General features: G+C 63.7%; 15 protein-coding genes. 5 read left to right on the top strand and 10 right to left on the bottom strand.

The genetic code is table 11. The features are described from left to right. Positions 1-54 precede the first annotated feature (54 nt). Genes OKW20_RS23740 through OKW20_RS23720 form a run of 5 tightly spaced genes read right to left on the bottom strand, consistent with a single transcriptional unit; the run spans position 55 to position 5,997 of the window. On the bottom strand, positions 55-1,563 hold the full coding sequence (locus OKW20_RS23740; RefSeq protein ID WP_429176094.1) for an aldehyde dehydrogenase family protein: 1,509 nt from the start codon (positions 1,561-1,563) through the stop codon (positions 55-57). After that, the gene (locus OKW20_RS23735) at positions 1,563-2,342 is read right to left on the bottom strand and encodes an enoyl-CoA hydratase/isomerase family protein (RefSeq protein ID WP_429176091.1); all 780 of its coding nucleotides are present in this window, start codon (positions 2,340-2,342) and stop codon (positions 1,563-1,565) included. The genes OKW20_RS23740 and OKW20_RS23735 overlap by 1 nt, the downstream gene beginning before the upstream one ends. Beyond that, a complete protein-coding gene (locus OKW20_RS23730) occupies positions 2,335-3,954 on the bottom strand; it encodes an acyl CoA:acetate/3-ketoacid CoA transferase (RefSeq protein WP_429176088.1) in 1,620 nt (539 codons plus the stop codon). Before OKW20_RS23730 ends, OKW20_RS23735 begins: the two co-directional genes overlap by 8 nt. 4 nt (positions 3,955-3,958) lie before the next feature. Then, a complete protein-coding gene (locus tag OKW20_RS23725; RefSeq protein ID WP_429176086.1) occupies positions 3,959-4,960 on the bottom strand; it encodes a Gfo/Idh/MocA family protein in 1,002 nt (333 codons plus the stop codon). Further along, a complete protein-coding gene (locus OKW20_RS23720) occupies positions 4,957-5,997 on the bottom strand; it encodes a LacI family DNA-binding transcriptional regulator (RefSeq protein WP_429116910.1) in 1,041 nt (346 codons plus the stop codon). The genes OKW20_RS23725 and OKW20_RS23720 overlap by 4 nt, the downstream gene beginning before the upstream one ends. A gap of 298 nt (positions 5,998-6,295) precedes the next feature. On the opposite strand from OKW20_RS23720, the gene OKW20_RS23715 reads away from it, so the two are divergent. Continuing rightward, positions 6,296-7,468 (top strand): dihydrodipicolinate synthase family protein, encoded by a 1,173-nt coding sequence (locus OKW20_RS23715; RefSeq protein ID WP_429116907.1) that lies wholly within the window; start codon positions 6,296-6,298, stop codon positions 7,466-7,468. Positions 7,469-7,556: 88 nt separating this feature from the next. Here OKW20_RS23715 and OKW20_RS23710 read toward each other — a convergent pair whose 3' ends face one another. Next, a complete protein-coding gene (locus OKW20_RS23710; protein ID WP_429176079.1) occupies positions 7,557-9,725 on the bottom strand; it encodes a TonB-dependent receptor domain-containing protein in 2,169 nt (722 codons plus the stop codon). Positions 9,726-9,877: 152 nt separating this feature from the next. Here OKW20_RS23710 and OKW20_RS23705 point away from each other — a divergent pair, with 152 nt between their 5' ends. Continuing rightward, a complete protein-coding gene (locus tag OKW20_RS23705; protein WP_429176070.1) occupies positions 9,878-11,347 on the top strand; it encodes a glycosyl transferase family protein in 1,470 nt (489 codons plus the stop codon). A gap of 17 nt (positions 11,348-11,364) precedes the next feature. Here OKW20_RS23705 and OKW20_RS23700 read toward each other — a convergent pair whose 3' ends face one another. The 3 genes from OKW20_RS23700 to OKW20_RS23690 form a co-directional block, all read right to left on the bottom strand. Beyond that, the gene (locus OKW20_RS23700) at positions 11,365-13,428 is read right to left on the bottom strand and encodes a M3 family metallopeptidase (protein WP_429176067.1); all 2,064 of its coding nucleotides are present in this window, start codon (positions 13,426-13,428) and stop codon (positions 11,365-11,367) included. Positions 13,429-13,534: 106 nt separating this feature from the next. Then, positions 13,535-14,176, bottom strand: coding sequence for a LysE family translocator (locus tag OKW20_RS23695; RefSeq protein ID WP_034803056.1), 642 nt, complete (start codon positions 14,174-14,176; stop codon positions 13,535-13,537). Between the two features lie 47 nt (positions 14,177-14,223). Beyond that, on the bottom strand, positions 14,224-14,355 hold the full coding sequence (locus OKW20_RS23690) for a hypothetical protein (protein ID WP_402325968.1): 132 nt from the start codon (positions 14,353-14,355) through the stop codon (positions 14,224-14,226). Positions 14,356-14,554: 199 nt separating this feature from the next. On the opposite strand from OKW20_RS23690, the gene leuB reads away from it, so the two are divergent. Both leuB and OKW20_RS23680 read left to right on the top strand, forming a co-directional pair. Then, positions 14,555-15,667, top strand: a complete 1,113-nt coding sequence (gene leuB / locus OKW20_RS23685) for a 3-isopropylmalate dehydrogenase (protein ID WP_429176065.1) — start codon at positions 14,555-14,557, stop codon at positions 15,665-15,667. A 228-nt stretch (positions 15,668-15,895) separates the two neighbouring features. Continuing rightward, on the top strand, positions 15,896-16,585 hold the full coding sequence (locus tag OKW20_RS23680) for a phosphatase PAP2 family protein (RefSeq protein ID WP_429176062.1): 690 nt from the start codon (positions 15,896-15,898) through the stop codon (positions 16,583-16,585). Between the two features lie 100 nt (positions 16,586-16,685). Here OKW20_RS23680 and OKW20_RS23675 read toward each other — a convergent pair whose 3' ends face one another. Beyond that, positions 16,686-18,575, bottom strand: a complete 1,890-nt coding sequence (locus OKW20_RS23675) for an MFS transporter (protein ID WP_429176060.1) — start codon at positions 18,573-18,575, stop codon at positions 16,686-16,688. A gap of 117 nt (positions 18,576-18,692) precedes the next feature. On the opposite strand from OKW20_RS23675, the gene OKW20_RS23670 reads away from it, so the two are divergent. Beyond that, complete coding sequence (locus tag OKW20_RS23670) at positions 18,693-18,959, top strand: hypothetical protein (protein WP_402325971.1); 267 nt, start codon at positions 18,693-18,695, stop codon at positions 18,957-18,959. Positions 18,960-18,967 lie beyond the last annotated feature (8 nt).

Here is an 18,967-nt window from a genome sequence, read left to right as displayed (position 1 = left end):
CCTGCCCCAATGTTCTCCCCATCGTCCGCATGTCGTCTCTCCTCCGGTCTAGCCTTAGCGCGGCATCCACCAGCCGGTGCGCGGCCCCATATGCATGTTGAGCGTCTTCGTCTCGGTGTAGTCCTCGACCGAATGCCGGCCGAGTTCACGGCCGAGGCCGGACTGGCGGTAGCCGCCAAAGGGCAGCTCCGACGCACCGTCCATGAAGGTGTTCATCCAGATGGTGCCCGCGCGCACGCGGCGGCCAATCGTCAGGCAGGTGTCGAAGTCACGGCTCCAGACGCCGGCCGAAAGGCCGTAGTCGATCGCATTGGCAATGCGGATCGCCTCCTCGGTCGTCTCGAAGGTCAAAACGGAAAGAACCGGCCCGAACACTTCTTCCCGCGCCACTGCCATGTCCGGCCGCACGGAAGAAAGGATCGTCGGCGCCATGAACTGGCCCATGCCGAGATCGAGCGCCGTGCCGCCATGAGCGACCGCTGCACCGTCCCTGGAAGCGGCAGAAACATAGCCGGCAATCTTTTCCAGATGCTGCGGCGTGATGATGGCGCCCACCTGGGTTTCCGGATCAAGCGGATCGCCGACCTTGACCTTGGCAGAAAGTTCGGCGATGCGGCGCGTCACCTCGTCGGCGATATCGCGATGCAGGATCAGGCGCGAACCGGCATTGCAGCATTCGCCGGCATTGAAGTAAGCGCCGAACACTGCGGCATCGATGAACTCATCGAGATTGGCGTCCGGAAAGACGATCTGCGGGTTTTTGCCGCCGAGCTCCAGCGAGACCTTCTTCAGCGTCTGTGCAGCATTGGCCATGGTCAGGCGGCCGACGCCGGTCGAGCCGGTGAAGGACACCATGTCGACATCAGGATGCGTCGTCATCGGCGCGCCGACCTCCGGCCCCGTACCGGTGATGATGTTGACGACGCCGGCGGGAACGCCGGCGGCTTCGAGGATTTCGCCGAGCAGCAACGTCGAGGCCGAGGTCAGCTCGGACGGCTTGACGACAGTGGTGCAGCCGGCGGCCAGCGCAAAGGGCAGCTTCTGGCTGACGATAAGGAACGGGAAATTCCAGGGCGTGATGATCGAGACGACGCCGATCGCCTCGCGCAAGACGACACCGAGCGTGCCGTCGCCGAGCGTGTTGTAGCTCTCGCCATGCAGATCGCGGGCGAGAGCCGCCGCATAACGCCAGATATCGGCGGCACCGCCAAGTTCGCCCTTAGCCTGGCTGATCGGCTTGCCGGACTCGATCGCATCGAGATAGGCAAGCTCATCGGCGCGCTCGGCAATGATGTCGGCGGCACGCAAAAGCACCAGCGAACGCTGGGATGCGGTCATGCGCGGCCAGGCGCCATCGTCGAAAGCGCGGCGGGCAGCGGCAATCGCCTTTTCGGCGTCGGCCTTGGTGCCGGCCTGATAACGGCTGACGACAACGCCATGGCCCGGCGCCACGCGCTCGATCGTGCGCCCTTCGGCGCTGTCCACCCACTTGCCGTCGATCAGCATCTGGAAGGCGCGAACCTTGTGGCCTTCGATCGGCTTGGGTTTCACGAGCACGGTCATTACCATTCTCCCTTGAATTGGGCTTCACGCTTCTCCGAAAAGGCAGCGACACCTTCCTTGAGGTCGCCGGTCTTGGCGACGAGGATCGAGCCGAGTGCCTCGACCGCAGATCCGTTGTCTTCGCCATTCGCCGAAGCGAGCATCAGTTTCGAAATCTCGAGCGCCGCAGGCCCGCGTTTGGCGACACGCGCTGCGTAGTCGCGGGCGGCGGCAAGCACGGTTCCGGTCTCGACAACGGCATCGACCAAACCTTGAATGCGGGCAGTCTCGGCGGTGAACATCTCGCCACCGAGAACCATGCGCCTGACAATCTGGGCGCCGAAGCGTGAGACGAGACGCTGCGTGCCCGACCAGCCGGGCACCATGCCAAGGCTCGTCTCCGGCAGGCCGATCTTGATCTGCGCCTCGGCCAGCCGGATATCGGCGGCCGCCGCAAGCTCCAGCCCGCCGCCGAGCGCGTGGCCGTTGAGGGCCGCAATGACAGGCATGCGCAGGGTCGCCAGCCGCTCGAACACGCGATGGCCGAAGCGCACCCAGTCATGTCCGAAGGCAGGCGCATCCATGCCGCCCCACGCCTTGATGTCGCCACCGGCGGAAAACGCCTTGCCCTCGCCGGTCAGGATGACGACGCGTACGTTGCGGTCAGCTTCAACCGTGTCGCAGGCGGCTGCGAGCGCCTTCAGCATGTCGATGTCGAAGGCGTTGAGCTTGTCCGGACGGGCAACCGTCATGGTCGCGATCGGCCCATCGACCTCGATGCGAATACGACCCTCAGCCACGACCGCCTCCCTGAAGCCGGCGCGCCGGCTTTTTCGGCAGCTCCAATCCGATCAACGCTTCCTGGAACAGGGCAGCATCCATCGGCTTCAGCCTGTCGGAAACGATCAGCGGGAATTCCGACTGGTCGAGAATATGCGCCTGCAGATCAACGCCAGGCGCGATCTCGGTCAGCATCACGCCCTCGGGCGTCAGCTTCATTACGCAGCGTTCGGTCACATAGGTGATGTCCTGGCCCTGCTCGATACCGCGGCGGCCGGAGAAGGTGACGTGCTCGACTTCGTTGACCAGCTTCTTCAGCTTGCCTTCCTTCTCGATCACCAGCCTGCCGTCGGCGATCGCGAGCTTGGCTCCGGCATTGAACATCCCGGAGAACACGATCTTCTTCGCCCGTGCGGTGATGTCGACGAAACCGCCGGCGCCAGCCGTCACATGCGGGCGGAAAGAGAGTTTCGACACATTGACCGAGCCGTTGCGATCGATCTCAAGGAAGGAGAGCAGCGAGGCATCGAAGCCGGCGCCCTGGAAATAGGTGAACTGGTAGGGCGACGGCATGAAAGCATCGGCATTCGAGGCGCAGCCGAAGGCGAAATCGAGAAGCGGCACGCCGCCGACGGCGCCCTGCTCGATCACCCAGGTGACCGCACCATGCAGCCCTTCTTCGAGCAGGATGCGCGGCACATTGGCCGAGATGCCGAAGCCGAGATTGACGGCGCTGCCGGCCTGCAGCTCCTGCGCCACGCGGCGGGCAATCACCTTCTGGATGTTGAATTCCGGTACGCGGAAACTGTCGAGCGGCCGGAAGATCTCGCCTGAAATCGCCGGATCGTAGAGCGTCTGGGTCGTCTGCTTCTGATCGGGATCGACGATGACGTAATCGACGAGCACGCCCGGCACCCGCACGTCGTGGGGCTTCAGCGAGCCTTCCTTGGTGACACGCTTGACCTGAGCAATGACGATGCCGCCGTTGTTGCGGGCAGCGAGCGCCTGGTCGAGACCGCCGAGATAGGCGCCCTCGTGCTCATAGGTGAGGTTGCCGCGCTCGTCGGCCGTCGTCGCGCGGATGATTGCCACCTGCGGCGCGATCGCCTTGAAATAGAGCCAGTCCTCGCCTTCGAAGGACACCTTCTTGACCACCGGTTCGGCTGCGGCCGAAGCGTTCATGGCGCAGCCTTCGCGCGACGGATCGACGAAGGTGTCGAGCCCGACCTTGGTCAGGACGCCGGGGCGCTTGGCAGCAGCCTCTCGGTGCATGTCGAACAGGATGCCGGACGGCACGTTGTAGGCGGCCACTTCGTCAGCGCCGATCATCTGCCAGATCAGCGGCGGTTCGGCACTCGACGGGCCGGAAGGGTAGGAGCCGCCGATGATCTTCTTCAGCAGACCTTTCTTGGCGATGTAATCGACACCCTTGATGCCGCTCATGTCGCCGGCGGCAATCGGGTGCAGCGTCGTCAGGTCGCGCGGATGGCCGGTCGTCTCGAACCGCTCGCCGATCGCCTTCAGCATCAGGTCGGGGCAGCCGAGTCCGCTGGACGAGGAGACGGAAACGACGGCACCATCCGGGATCAAAGCGGCCGCTTCGGCCGGCGAGATATGCTTGCTCATCGACATCAGTTCAAAGTCCCGTTTCGATCGCCACGGCCTGGCCGGTGGCCGCCGCCTTGACGACGGCAAGGCCTGTTGCCAGCGACCAGACGCCGTCTTCGCCCGTCGCCGAAGCACGGCCCTCGCCCCTGACGGCGGCGTGGAAGGCGGAAAGCGCGGTTTCGTAGAGATTGGCATGGTCGAGCGTCAGCTCGCTCTCGCCATCGGCGTTGCGCAGCGTCACCGTGCCTGTCGGCCTCTGCGTCATCACGTTGCGGCCGATCAGCGATCCTTCGGTGCCATGCACCTCAAGACCGGTCTCGGCGTATTTGGTGGTGAAGGCATCGTGGAACTGAGCGATGACGCCGGAGCGGAAGTGGATGACACCCATGACGCCGTCTTCCAGGCCTTCCTTGCCCATGCCGGCGCTATGGCTGATGGCGACCGCTTCGATCGGGTCGTCATTGAGAATGAAGCGCAACGTATCGGCGTCGTGCACGGTGATGTCGAGGATGACGCCGCCGCCGGCATCCGGCCGCTCCAGCCGCCAACCCTGGAGATGCGGTGGCAGATAGACCGCATGGAAGACGCGCGCAGCAATCGGCCGGCCGATCTTGCCTTCGGCGATCGCATCGCGCATCGCCCTATGGCTTGCGGCGTTGCGCAGATGGTGGTTGGTGGCAAGAACCACACCCGCTTCCCGCGCCGCGCTCACCATGTCGCGCGCATCCTCCAGCGTCATCGCCAGCGGCTTCTCGCAGAGCACGTGTTTGCCGGCAGCGATCGCCGCCAGCGTCTGCTCGCGATGCAGTTCATTGGTGGTGGAGACATAGACGGCATCGACATCGGGATCGCCGACGAGTTCCGCGACAGATGTCACCGACTTCGGAATCCCGTTCTCTTCGGCATAGGCCGCACCACGTTCGGCGCTGGTGCTCATGACCGAAACGACCTCGCCTCCGGCGGCGCGGATCGCGCCGATCACCCATTCACGCGCAATCGTGCTTGCGCCGATCAGACCCCAACGCGTCATGCCAGTGCCTCCCTTTTTCTTTCCACCGCGGCGCCGCAGCTCTGGCGAACCACGAGACGAACCGAACCAACGATCGTTTCCGGCTCCGCCTTGCCGGCCTTGATCTGCTTCAACAGCAGCTCGGCGGCCCGCTGACCCATGCCTTGCGGATCGACGGACACCGTCGTCAGCGCCGGCACGGCGGTCTTCGCCTCGATCACGTCGTCGAAACCGATGACGGCGAAGTCTGCGCCCGGCTCCAGTCGCCGCGCCCTCAGGCCATCACAGACGCCGAAGGCGACCGCGTCGTTGAAGCAGAGTGCGGCCGTCGGCCGGTCGGCGAGCATCATCGCCTGCTCCACCGCGGTCACCCCACCGGCGCGCGACGGCGCCGAACCGATGATCAGCGCGTCGGAAACCGGCATGCCGGCCTCGACAAGAGCATCGCGGTAGCCGCGCATGCGCGCCTCGAAAACGGCCGTATCCGGAAAACCGCCGAGGAAGGCGATGCGCTGGTGGCCGCGCTCGATCAGGTGACGGACGGCAGCCATGGCGCCGGCATGATTGTCGGAGATCAGCGATGACACCTCGGCACCGGCGATGTCGCGAACGACGAGCACGACCGGAATGCCGCTCTCGACCAGCGGCGCGAGATCGGCCGCTTCCGTGCCGCGCGCCGGGGAGACGATCAGGCCGGAAACGCCGTGCTCACGCATGGACGCCACAACTTCGCGCTGGCGCTCGATCTTCTCACCGGTGTTGGCGAGGAACTGCACGAAGCCGGCCGACTGCACGACCGCATCGACGCCGACGGCGAGCTCGGCAAAGAAGCTGTTGGTGAGATCGTTGACGACGATGCCAATGATCTTGGACTTCGCCTGGCGAAGGTTGGCGGCGCTACGGTTATAGACGTAACCAAGATCGCGGATGGCGGCATTCACCTTGGCGCGCGTCGTCTCGTTGACGAGCGAGCTGCCTTGAAGAACGAGCGACACGGTCGACTTCGACACGCCGGCGGCGCGCGCAATATCGATGACCGTTACCCTCTCCTTGACCACAGCATCCTCCCGAATTCTTCTGCCTGCTTTTCTCTTTCATAATTGGAACGTTCCAATTTCGTCAAGAGTTAGCTGATCACTTTTTTCCGGTCCGGCCGCGCCCGGCGCAGAGACAAGACGTCCAGAGAGACGTTAAGATTCGCGCGATAGACAGATTATTTGATTGAATTTCAATAATAATATCGAAAGTATGCATTCACTCGGAGGAGAGGCGCCTCGCCTGAAAAACATTGTCGCTTGCCATTTGGAACGATCCAAAGTATTCCAAGACAAACGTCCGCGGAGGAGACCAACCCCAATGACAAGCCTGACGCTGCCGTGCAAAGACGGTTCGCTTGAACAGTATCGTCTGACCGGAACGCCGATCGAACGGCCCAGCACGCCGCCGATCTTCAACCGCATCGCCTATGCGGCTGCCCACGTGGTTTCGGATCCGCTTGGCGACCTCGATCCCTGGGGCAATCCGGCGATCGACTGGGACGCGACCATGGCGTTTCGCCATCACCTCTGGAGCCTGGGCTTCAAGATCGCCGAGGCGATGGACACGGCCCAGCGCGGCATGGGCCTTGCCTGGCCGGGCGCGCAGGAACTGATCCGCCGCGCGCTGAGCGATGCTCGGCAGGTGCCGGGCGCTGATCTTGCCTGCGGCGCCGGCACCGATCATCTCGCCCCGGCAGACGCGCGGTCCCTGGACGACGTGATTGCGGCCTATGAGGAACAGGTCGGCTTCGTAGAAGGCGAGGGGGGCAGGGCGATCATGATGGCAAGCCGGGCGCTTGCCCGCGTCGCCCGTTCCGCCGACGACTATCGCCACGTCTATGGCCGCATCCTCGGCCAGGCCAGGCACAAGGTGGTGCTGCACTGGCTCGGCGACATGTTCGATCCGCAGCTTCGGGGCTACTGGGGTTCGGAGGATTTCGACAAGGCGCTCGATACGGTGCTGTCGATCATCGAGGCCAACCGCGACAAGGTCGAGGGCATCAAGATCTCGCTGCTCGATAACACCAAGGAAGTGGCACTGCGCAATCGCCTGCCCGAAGGCGTGCTCTGCTTCACCGGCGACGACTTCAACTATGCCGAACTGATCGAAGGCGACGGCACGAAGTATAGCCACGCGCTGCTCGGCATCTTCGATGCGGTGGCGCCCTCTGCCTCCAAGGCCTTGGCGGCACTCGCGAAAGGCGATCTAGCGACCTTCCGCGGCGTGATCGAGCCGACCGTGCCGCTGTCCCGCAAGATCTTCGAAGCGCCAACGCAATACTACAAGGCCGGCGTCGTTCTCCTCGCCTGGCTGAACGGGCACCAGCGCCACTTCACCATGCCGGCCGGCATGCAGTCCGCCCGCGGGGCGCTGCACTATGCCGATATCTTCCGCCTCGCCGACCGCGCAAATGTACTCGACCGGCCGGAACTGGCGGCGCAGCGGATGAAAAGCCTGCTATCGACTTTTGGCGTCGACCAAAACGCTTGAGAAAGACGGGCGCCTGAGAAAAGCCAGACGGCGCCCGGAAGGCGCCGTCTGTTCTCGATCTGAAGCCGGGCAGGGACCGGCCGGATAATCAGAATGTCGCCGTCAGGCTCAGCCAGAACCGGCGACCTTCCCCGACGGCATTGAAATCGGTCGGCTCCACTTCCTTGTCGAAAAGGTTGTAGACGGCTGCGTTCAGCGTCAGGCCTTCGCCGACATCATATTTCGTGCCGATATCGACGGTGGTGTAGGCATCATACTTGTAACCCGTTTTGCCGTTGATCTTCACAGGCTTGCCGCTGGTGGTCGAGACACGCGGGCCGGCGGAGATTTCTTCGCCGTGATAGTTGACCGAGGCCCAGGCCTCGAGCCCTTCGACCGGCGTGAACCAGTCAGCTCTCAGATTGGCCATGTGCTCCGGTGTGCGCGCCAGCGGGAAGCCGGCAAAATCTCCGGTCTGCTGTTCCGACTGCGTATAGGTATAGCTGGCGCGAAGTGTCAGATCCGGGGTCGCGTTCCAGGTCGCCGTCAGTTCCACACCCTGGATAATCGCGTCGTCGATGTTGTAGTTGTACCAGAGGCGGTAGTTCGGATCCTCGCTCCAACGGACCGGATTACCCGAGGCATCCAACACCGGCATGTTGGCGATCTTGTCCCGGAAGTCCGTGTAGAAATAGGTTCCGCCGAGGATGACATCGCCATTGTCCCAGACCGCGCCGATTTCATAGCTGGTGCTCGATTCGGCCTTCAGGTTCGGGTCCGCGATGATGACGCCGCAGGTGCCGGTCGGCCCGTAGGTGCAACCGCCGCCGCCGGTGGTGTAGGCATAGCCCGGGGCGATGCTGCGGATATCGGGCGCGCGGAAGCCGGTGGAGACGCCGCCCTTCACCGTCAGCATGTCGGTCGCGTTCCAGACGCCATAGATGCGCGGGCTCAGGTGGTAGCCATACTCCTCGTGATGATCGAGACGCAGGCCGGTGGTCAGCGCGAAGTCATCGACCATGCGCCATTCGTCCTCGGCAAACAGCGCCCATTGGGTGGCCGAGAAAGTTTCGGTTTTCCCCGTGCGTCGACCCGGATTCTGGTCGGAAAGCCGCGCCTCGAAATATTGCCCGCCGGTCACCAGCGTGTGGCTGCCGCCGAGATCGAAAGGGGTGGTGAACTTGCCGTCGATGACGGTGTTGCGGACTTCGGGTGCGCGTGGCTGCTTGATGAAACGGCCGTCCGCCTGGCTGTAATTGTAGTTCCGGCGCTCCGCCCATTCCTGCAGGATGGAGAAGTCGGACGTCGTAGGTCCCCAGCGCCCCGTATGGGAAAACGACCAATGATCGCGGTCGTTTTCGTTGTAGGTACTGACGGCGCGCGGCCCGGGCGCAATGGTGTTACCGACATTGGCGTCGCGCTTCAGCCGCGCCGTGCCGCCTTCCAGGAAGAAGTCGTGATCCTCGTTTGGCGTATAGGAAAGCCGCGCCGTCAGATCGTGCTCCTTCGCGCCGGTGATGCCAGAAAGGAACTTGTCCTCGCTGCGCTTCAGTCCGCGCCCCCAGATCTGCACGCCGAGCGTATCTTTCAGGATCGGGCCGCTGGTGTAGAACGACATCTGGCCAGAATTGCCGAACTGCCTATGCTGCTGCATCGTGCCGTCGGTCGTGAACGAACCGGTCCAGCTGTCGGCGACCTTGCGGGTGATGATATTGATGACGCCACCCATGGCATCGGAACCGTAGAGCGACGACATCGGACCGCGCACGATCTCGATGCGCTCGATGGCGGCGGCGGGCGGGATGAAGCTTTGCTCGAAGCCGGAATTGCCGTTGGTGCGCGCGTCGCGCGTGCTCTGGCGTTTGCCGTCGACGAGGATCAGCGTGTAGGAGCCGGGCAGGCCGCGGATGAAGATGTCGCGCTCGTTGGCGACACCGGTCACCGCCACCCCTTGCGCGTCGCGCAGCGCATCGGTGAGATCGCGGAACGACCGCTTCTGCAAATCTTCGCCCGTGACCACCGTAATGCTCGCCGGCGCATCCTTGACGTTCTGCTCGAACCCGGTCGCCGTCACCACGATCTGCTCAAGCTCGGTCGCTTTCTCCTTGTCCTCTTCCTTGGCCTTCTGCGCCAAGGCGTCCGTCGGCACTGTCAACGCCGTACCGGCAAGGCAGGCGCAGACGAAACGAAGTGACCATCCGGCCGGACCGCACCGGTTCCGGCGGGCCCCTTGCCGCCGCCCCTCGGTTTCGGTCGCAAGCCCCATCCGCTTCATCATCTTCGCCCCGCATATATCTTGAGTAATGAACTCCACTTAGTTATTGGCGAGGGAGACGGTCAACGACGCTGTTTTGGAACGGTTCCAAATACGAAACGACGCAAAACAGCGCCCGCGAATATGCCGGATGAGACAGGAAGGCAGGACGAACCATGGCGGAAGAACGAACGGGCGAGGCAATTGGAAAGCCGGTCTCGAACGAACGTCAGACGGATCTGAGCAAGCTGCGCCTACTGGTGGCGCTCGACGCGCTGCTGCGCGAAAACAGCGTCAGCCGTGCCGCCTCAAGCGTCGGCCTGCAGCCCTCGGCGATGAGCCGCCTGCTCGGTCAATTGCGTGAGGACTATGCCGATCCGCTGTTTCTGCGCACCGGTCATGGGCTGCGCCCGACCCCGCTTGCCGAGTCTCTGCGGCTGCGCGTGCGCGCACTTGCCGCAGAGACCGAAGCCCTGCTTGACGCACGCTCCAATGCCTCCGCCCCCACAGCAACGGGTCACGCCGGTTGGGGAGGGCAGGCCCTGACCGACGCACCGCCGCTGGCGGTCCGGCCAAGCCGCCTGCTTGAGGGGGAGCCGGCGCCGGAACAGTTCGCCGCAAAGCTGGCCGAAATCGGTGACGACGCCGCCCCTGAACGACGATTGGCCCGCTGCATCGCGACTGTCGGCACCGGCGCCGGCCGAAGCCGACCCTTGAGCGAAGAGGAGGCAGAGGACGCGCTGGCGATCATCCTTGCCGGGGAGGCTGATCCGGTACAGATCGGCGCGCTGATGACGGTGCTGCACTATCGCGGGCCGACGGCGGTGGAGGTGGCCGGCTTCGTGCGCGCCATGCGCCGCCATATCGGCGCGATTGTGCCGGGAAGCGGGATCGCGGACCTCGACTGGCCCTGCTACCTCTCGCCGAAATTGAAGACCGCACCCTGGTTCCTGCATGCGGCACGGCTCGTCGCCGATGCCGGCCATCGCGTCGTGCTGCATGGAAGCTACGGTGAAGAGGGTCAGGAGCGGCACAAGCTCGAGGTGGCCGCTTCCACAGCCGGCATCCCGGTCTGCACGTCGATCGCAGCCGCGAAGGCTGCACTTGGGTCGGCGGGCATCGCCTACCTGCCGCTCTCGGCCTTTGCCCCACAGGTCTATCGTCTGCTGGGGCTCTATCGGCTGATGGAGATGCGCATGCCGCTGAACGCCGCCATCCATCTCATCAATCCGATGGGCGGGCGGGCAAGCCTGCTCGGCGTCGCCAATCCTTCGAGCCGTACGCTCAGCCGCGACATCGCTCTATTGCTCGAAACGAGAGAACTGACGATCCTCGGCAACACCCGCGACCACGCCGAGTTCACGCCCTACCGCCAGACGCCGCTTTTCCGTCTTGTCGGGGGCGAACCATCGGACCTCATCATTCCCGCGAAAATCGCGCCGCCAGCCGAAGCGCGCACCGGCTTGAGCAGCCGCGAATACTGGCAAGCCGTCTGGACCGGTGCTGCCCGCGACCAACGCGCGGAAACCACCATCGTCACGACGGCTGCTGCTGCCCTTCTCAGCCTGCGCAATCACGACGACTACGAGGCTGCTTGCGAGACGGCGCGGGGACTTTGGAACAACCGATCACGCCGGATGGCGTGATCGGAGATAGGCGTGGCTCAGGCGGCCAGGCCCTTTTTCGCCAGCATCGCATCCGGGCTCGGTAGCTTGCCACGGAAGGCCTTGTAGGCATCCTCCGGATCGATCGAACCGCCGACCGAATAGATGTTGTCCTTGAGGCGGGCGGCCATGGCCGGATCGAAAGCGTTGCCGGTTTCCTCGAAGGCCGCGAAGGCGTCAGCGTCGAGCACTTCCGACCACATGTAGGAATAGTAGCCTGCCGAGTAGCCGTCGCCCGAGAAGACGTGCAGGAAATGCGGGCTGCGGTGGCGCATGACGATGGATTTCGGCATGCCGATCTCATCGAGCTTCTTGGCTTCGAGCGCCATCGGTTCCGCCGTCACTTCAGCCGTGTGATAGGCCATGTCGACCAGCGCCGACGAGGTGAACTCGACCGTTGCAAAGCCCGAGTTGAAGGTCCGCGCCGCCAGCACCTTGTCGAGCAGCGCCTGCGGCATCGGCTCGCCGGTCTGGTAGTGCACCGCGTAACGCTTGAGGATCTCCGGCACCGTCAGCCAGTGTTCGTAAAGCTGCGACGGCAGCTCGACGAAGTCGCGCGAGACGCCCGTGCCGGAAACCGAAGGATAGGTGACGTTGGATAGCATGCCATGCAATGCGTGTCCGAACTCGTGGAAGAGCGTGCGGGCGTCGTCGAGCGACAGCAGCGCCGGCTTGCCCTCGGCGGGCTTCGCGAAATTGCAGACGTTGTAGATGATCGGCAGTTCGCCCTCGGCGCCGTTCTTCAGCTTGAGCTTGTGCTGCGACTGGAACGAGCTCATCCAGGCACCGGAGCGCTTCGAGGACCGGGCGAAGTAATCGCCGAGAAACAGCGCCACCAGCTTGCCGGCTGCATCCTTGATCTCGAAGACGCGCACATCGGGATGGTAAGCGGCAATGCCCTTCTTCTCCGTCGCGGTAACGCCGAACAGGCGCTTGGCGACATCGAAGCAGGCCTCGATGATCTTTTCGAGCTGCAGATAAGGCTTGAGTTCGCCCTCGGAGAAATTGAACTTCTCGGCCCTAAGCTTCTCGGCGTAATGGCGCCAGTCCCAGGGCATGACGTCGTGATTGCGGCCCTCGTCGGCAACCAGCCGGGCAAGCTCGGCTTCTTCCTCACGAGCACGGGCAACCGCCTTTTCCCATACCTGCATCAAGAGGCCGTTCACGGCATCAGGCGTCTTCGCCATGGTGTCGTCGAGTTTCAGCGACGCGAAGTTTTCGTATCCGAGCAGCTTTGCCTTTTCCGCCCGCAGCGCCAGCGTCTCGGCGATCAGCCCGCGATTGTCGGTCTCGCCACCGCTTTCACCGCGCGCGATCCAGGCGCGGAAGGCCTGCTCGCGAAGCTCGCGTTTGTCGGAGAAGGTCAGGAACGGTTCAATGATCGAACGCGACAGGGTGACGGCATATTTCCCCTTCTGGCCGCGGTCGTCGGCGACCGCCGCCATGGCGTCACGCAGGAAGTCCGGAAGCCCGGCGAGTTGCTCCTCGCTCTCCAGGAACAGAACCCAGCTCTTTTCGTCGGCGAGCACGTTCTGCCCGAACTTGGCGCCGAGACCGGCGAGCTTTTCGTTGATCGCTGCCAGCCGCTCCTGCTCGGGCTTTGCAAGCTTGGCGCCGGACTTGACGAAGCCCTTCCAGTGCCGTTCGAGCACGCGCGTCGCTTCGAGATCGAGGCCGAGGCCTGCGCGCCCTTCCCAGAGCGTGTCGATGCGCTTGAACAGCGCCGCATTCATGCCGATCTTCGAATAGTGCCGCGACATCTTCGGCGCGATATCGCGCTCCAGCGCCTGGATCGCCTCGTTGGTGTCGGCGCCGGCCTTGTTCCAGAAGATCGAGGATACGCGCGAAAGTCCGTCGCCGGCGATCTCCAGCGCAATGATCGTGTTTTCGAAGGTCGGCGCCGCCGGGTTTTCGGCAATCGCGTCGATCTCCGCCTCATGCTCCCGGAAAGCTGCGTCGAACGCTGGGGCAAAATCCTCGTCCTTCACCAGATCGAAACGCGGCAGGCCTTCGTGGCCGGTCCATGCGGTGAGCGCGGGATTGAGCGGGGTGCTGGTGGTCATCAGAAGTCCTTTCGCATGCGGTCCGACGCGGCGCCGGGGAGGGGCGCCCCTGATCTATGACATCGGGGCGCGGAGGCAATGGAGGTGGTCGCGCAGTGGCTTGCCGTCAAGGCCTGCGCAAACCGAGAAGTCCGGGAGCTGCGTGCCAGACCGCCTGAACGGCAAAGCCGATGAACAGGAGACCGGAAAGCCGGACGATCGCGAGTTCGTGGCGCCGGTAGAAGCGCCGCACGACGGACGTTCCGATGATGACGATCAGGATCAGGTCGGCAACGAGAAATCCGATCAGCGAGACGCCGAGCAGCGCCGGCAGCGCATCGAACTCGAGCGCGTTGGCCGAACTGGCAAGCAGCGCCGTGAAGGTTGCGAGCGCCACCGGATAACCCTTGGGATTGGTGAGTCCGAAAATCAGTCCGCGCCTTAGAGGGCGCTCGACTGTCACAAGCGCGCGGTTTTCGCCGGCGGGGCGTGCGCGCAGTGCCGTCCAGCCGATCCAGCCGAGATAGGCGCCACAGAAGAGACCGAGGATATCGAAGATCGTCGTTCCGACGGAGCGGGCGCCGACGATTGCGACCAGCGCCAGGGTCGACCAGAGAACGTCACCGGCAAGATGCCCACCCATGAACAGGGCGCCTGCCTTGCGCCCCTGGCCCGCGCCGATACCGAGCAGCGCCAGAAACGCCGGCCCGGGAATAAGGACATAGGAGAGGGCGGCGAGAAAGGCTCCGATCAGCAGCGTCTCGGACATGGCGGGTTCCCAGTTGTGTTGCCCGCATTCGATCCGGAGGCACCGATTCAGTCAAGAGGAAAGCTAAGCCAGCTATAGGACGAGGCCGGTGAGCGCCGGATGGACGGACGGCCAGCAAAGGTCAGGTTCTTGGTCGTGGCGCGGATATGGGCGGCGACGGCGTGGAGGAAGTTGCGCATGTTTTTTGTCCTTGAGGGATCGATGGCCGGGCAGGCACGCTGTTTCTGAGAAAATCATCGCAGTCCCCCGGCTGATCAGCTGTTCCGTCGGGAACATGTCGCTTGCGGCCGCGCACAAATCTTTCGTTTCGCCGATTTCCCTCGATACGAAGTTGCGCTAGAACGCGGCCGAGTTTTCCCCCCGCGAGAAGGACTATCCATGACTGTGCGCAACCTCTTCCTTCTGCCCGGCGACGGCATCGGCCCGGAAGCCATGGCGGAAGTCCGCAAAATCATCGCCTACATGAATGCCGAGCTTGCTGCCGGCTTCGTGACGGACGAGGGCCTGGTCGGCGGTTCGGCCTATGACGCCCACGGCCAGGCGATCTCGGAAGAGGACATGGCAAAGGCGCTCGCCGCCGACGCGGTGCTGTTTGGCGCCGTCGGCGGTCCGAAGTGGGATGCGGTGCCTTACGAGGTTCGCCCGGAAGCGGGCCTCTTGCGCCTGCGCAAGGATCTCGAACTCTTCGCCAACCTGCGTCCGGCAATCTGCTATCCGGCGCTGGCTGCCGCTTCCTCGCTGAAGCCCGAACTGGTCGAAGGTCTCGACATCCTGATCGTGCGTGAACTCACCGGTGGCGTCTATTTCGGCGAGCCGAAGGAGATCGTCGATCTCGGCAACGGCCAGAAGCGCGGCATCGACACCCAGGTCTACGACACCTACGAGATCGAGCGCATCTCGGGCGTCGCCTTCGAACTGGCCCGCACGCGGCAAAACCGCGTCTGCTCGATGGAAAAGCGCAACGTCATGAAGTCGGGCGTCTTGTGGAACCAGGTGGTGACCGAGACGCACAAGGCGAAGTATTCCGACGTCCAGCTCGAGCACATGCTGGCGGACGCCGGCGGCATGCAGCTGGTGCGCCAGCCCAAGCAGTTCGACGTCATCGTCACCGACAACCTGTTCGGCGACATGCTGTCGGACGTGGCCGCCATGCTCACCGGTTCGCTCGGCATGCTGCCGTCGGCCTCGCTCGGTGCACCGGACGGTGTCAGCGGCAAGCGCAAGGCGCTCTACGAGCCGGTGCATGGCTCGGCGCCCGACATTGCCGGCCAGGGCATTGCCAACCCGATCGCGATGATCGCGTCGTTTGCGATGTGCCTGCGTTATTCCTTCAACCTGGTGAAGGAAGCCGACAATCTGGAAAAGGCGATCGCCAACGTGCTCGACCAGGGCATCCGCACCGGCGACATCATGGCCGAAGGGGCGAAGAAGGTCGGCACCACGGAAATGGGCGACGCCATTCTCGCCGAGTTCAAGGCGCTCTCGGCTTAAGCATAACCGGCACCTCAAGGCGTCGATCTGGCGCCTGCCGAAGCCACGACAAACAAACACCTCCGGAGCGCATCCGGAGGTGTTTTGCGTTTACGGCCTTGAATTTGCCAAAAGAACCGACACATCGGGGAAGACAGCCCGGGCCGCCTGGCGCAGCAAGCGCCCTGCACCAAGCGCCGACAGCAACAGACAATTGCCGCGCGATCTGGCCGGCAGGACGGGAGAACCATGAACCGACCACTTGCGGCCACCGGATGGATCGTGCTGACGACTGCCGTCCTCGTGTTCGCGCTCATCCCGCTCGATCCGTTCCTGTCGCAGCGCGCTCAGGGCCTGCCGGACAGCATTGTCACCTTCAATGAACGGATCACCGATTTCGGTACCTTTGGCTGGATGATCTATCTTTCCGGCGCCCTGCTCGCGGGAGCCTTCGTGCTGCGACGGGCGGCAGGCCAGGGGCCGCTTCAAAACAAGGCGCGCGCCGCCCGCGATCTCGCCGCCTATTTCCTGCTGACGATCGGCACAGCCAGCGCCCTCGTGCACACGCTGAAGGTCCTGATCGGCCGGGCACGACCGGAACTCTTTGCCGAACTCGGCGCCTACAGCCTCTCGCCGTTCGCCACCAGTGATCTCTATGAGAGCTTTCCGTCCGGGCACTCGACCGCGGCCGGTGCGTTTTTCGGCGTCTTCGCCATGCTGCTGCCGAGACTGAGGCCGCTGTTTCTGGTGCTGGCGCTGACGATCGGTGTTTCCCGCGTCATCGTCGGCGCGCACTATCCGAGCGACGTCGCCGCCGGGCTGCTGCTCGGCCTTTGGACATCGGTGATGATGGCATTTGCCTTCGCAAAATACGGCCGCCTGTTTCATCTCGGCCCAGGCGGGTGGCCGCTTGCCGGACGCAGCGAACCGACCCAATAAAAAGCCGGCGCGGAAGACCGCGCCGGAGTCAGGAGAGCCATAATAGCTCGGGGAAGAATTGAGGTGCTCCCGGGATGTGTTCTCTCCGGGAGCGCCGGGCTTAATCCATCGCGTGGATGTCGCGATCCTTCGTTTCCGGCAGGAACAGGAGGCCGATGACCAGCGTGATGCCTGCAAAGACGATCGGGTACCAGAGGCCGTAGTAGATGTCGCCCTGGGCAGCACTCATCGCGAAGGCCGTAGCCGGAAGCAGGCCACCGAACCAGCCGTTGCCGATGTGGTAGGGCAGCGACATGCCGGTGTAGCGGATGCGGGTCGGGAAGAGTTCGACCAGCAGGGCGGCGATCGGGCCGTAGACCATCGTCACGTAGATGACGAGCACGGTGAGCACCGCGATGATCGTCGTCCAGTTGACGCTGGCCGGGTCAGCGACCATCGCGTAGGTGCCGCCGCCAGCGACCGTGTAGACGGCCATTTCGGTGGCAGTGCCTACTTCATCCTTGGTCAGCAGCTTGTCGGCGATGAGCTTTTCGGCCGGAACCATGGTCTTTTCGCCGCCGCGCACTGCGGCTGCATCGAGCGACAGTTCCGGATTGGCGGTGACGAAGCCGTCAAGCTTGGCGTCCGGAACCTTTGCCGCACCACGAACCAGCGGATAGCCGGCATTGTGGAGCGCCATGTTGGTCTGCTTTTCGAAGGCGGCGTTGGCAGCCTTGGCACCATCGCCAGCAGCAACGGCGTCGTAGCTGTTGATCGTCGTGTCGCCGACCTTGACCGTCGCTGCCGTGCCCGCTGCCGCCGTCGTGACGACGTCATAGGGAACGGAGTTCTTGGTGAGGAACGCGGTTGCGATGTCGCACGAGGTCGTGAACTTCGCCGTGCCCGTCGGGTTGAACTGGAATTTGCAGTCGCCGGGAGCCGCGGTCACCGTTGCGCGAACGGTTGCCTGGGCTTGAGCGAGTGCCGGGTTACCGGCCCAGGTCAGCGCCTTGAACAGCGGGAAGTAGGTGAGCATGGCGAGCAGCAGGCCGGCCATGATGATCGGCTTGCGGCCGATCTTGTCGGAGAGCCAGCCGAAGAGCACGAAGAAGCCCGTGCCGAGGATGAGCGAGGCGGCGACCATGATGTTGGCCGACTGCGCGTCCACCTTCAGAACGCCGGTCAGGAAGAACAGCGCGTAGAACTGGCCGGAATACCAGACGACGGCCTGGCCGACGACGGCGCCGAACAGCGCGAGCAGGGCAATCTTGGCATTTTTCCACTGGCCGAAAGCTTCGCGCAGCGGTGCCTTCGAGGTCTTGCCCTCTTCCTTCATCTTCTTGAAGGCAGGCGATTCGTTCATCTTCAGGCGAATCCAGACGGAAATACCGAGCAGCACGCAGGACAGCAGGAACGGAATGCGCCAGCCCCAGGCGGCGAAGGCTTCCTTGCCGAGCGCGAACTGCACGAGCAGGATCACCACCAGCGACAGGAACAAACCGAGCGTTGCCGTGGTCTGGATCCAGGAGGTGAAGTAGCCACGGCGACCGTTCGGCGCGTGTTCGGCCACGTAGGTTGCCGCACCGCCATATTCGCCGCCGAGCGCCAGGCCCTGCAGCATGCGCAGCACGATGAGAAGGATCGGCGCGGCAATGCCGATCGAGGCAGCGCCGGGCAGGATGCCGACCAGGAAGGTCGACAGACCCATGATAAGGATCGTGACGAGGAAGGTGTATTTGCGGCCGACGAGGTCACCGAGGCGACCGAAGACCAGGGCGCCGAACGGGCGAACCAGGAAGCCGGCGGCAAAGGCCAGAAGCGCGAAGATATTACGCGTCGTTTCCGGGTAGGAACTGAAGAAGGTCGCGCCGATGTAAACGGCGAGCGAACCGTAGAGATAGAAATCGTACCATTCGAAGACGGTACCGAGCGACGAGGCGAAGATGACCTTCTTCTCCTCGCCGGTCATCGGACGCGTTTTTGCGTCGTCCGCTGTCGCGACATTTGCCATTTTGTTTATCCTCCACTCCAAAACAGCCTGTTGGAGCGCCCATTGGCAGGTCCGGCATTCCTCCCGAGAATGGCCGGACGTGGTGCGCCTGGTGAAGAGGATGGCAGAAAACAACCGATGCAGGCAGAGATGCTTTCGGCTTATGACTTTCGTCTAATGCGGCGATCAATCGCGGCCGGACCGGAGAGCGTGCTGGCGCGCGGCAACGTCTTGACTCTTCCCCAAAACCGCGTAAGAGCAGCGACGAACGAGGAAATCACCACCATGCGACCGATCGGTCCAGCCATCGCTGCTTTGATCCTGCCGGCTCTTGCCGCGGGGCAGGATGTCGATTTTTCGTTCGCTTGCAAAACAACGGCCAAAACGACGACGAAAACCGTCTGACGTCTCTG

It is taken from the genome of Ensifer sp. LBL (assembly GCF_050435225.1).
GTDB lineage: Bacteria > Pseudomonadota > Alphaproteobacteria > Rhizobiales > Rhizobiaceae > Ensifer.
The sequence above is the reverse complement of the archived record's forward strand: the minus strand, read 5'-3'. Positions and strand labels throughout refer to the sequence as shown.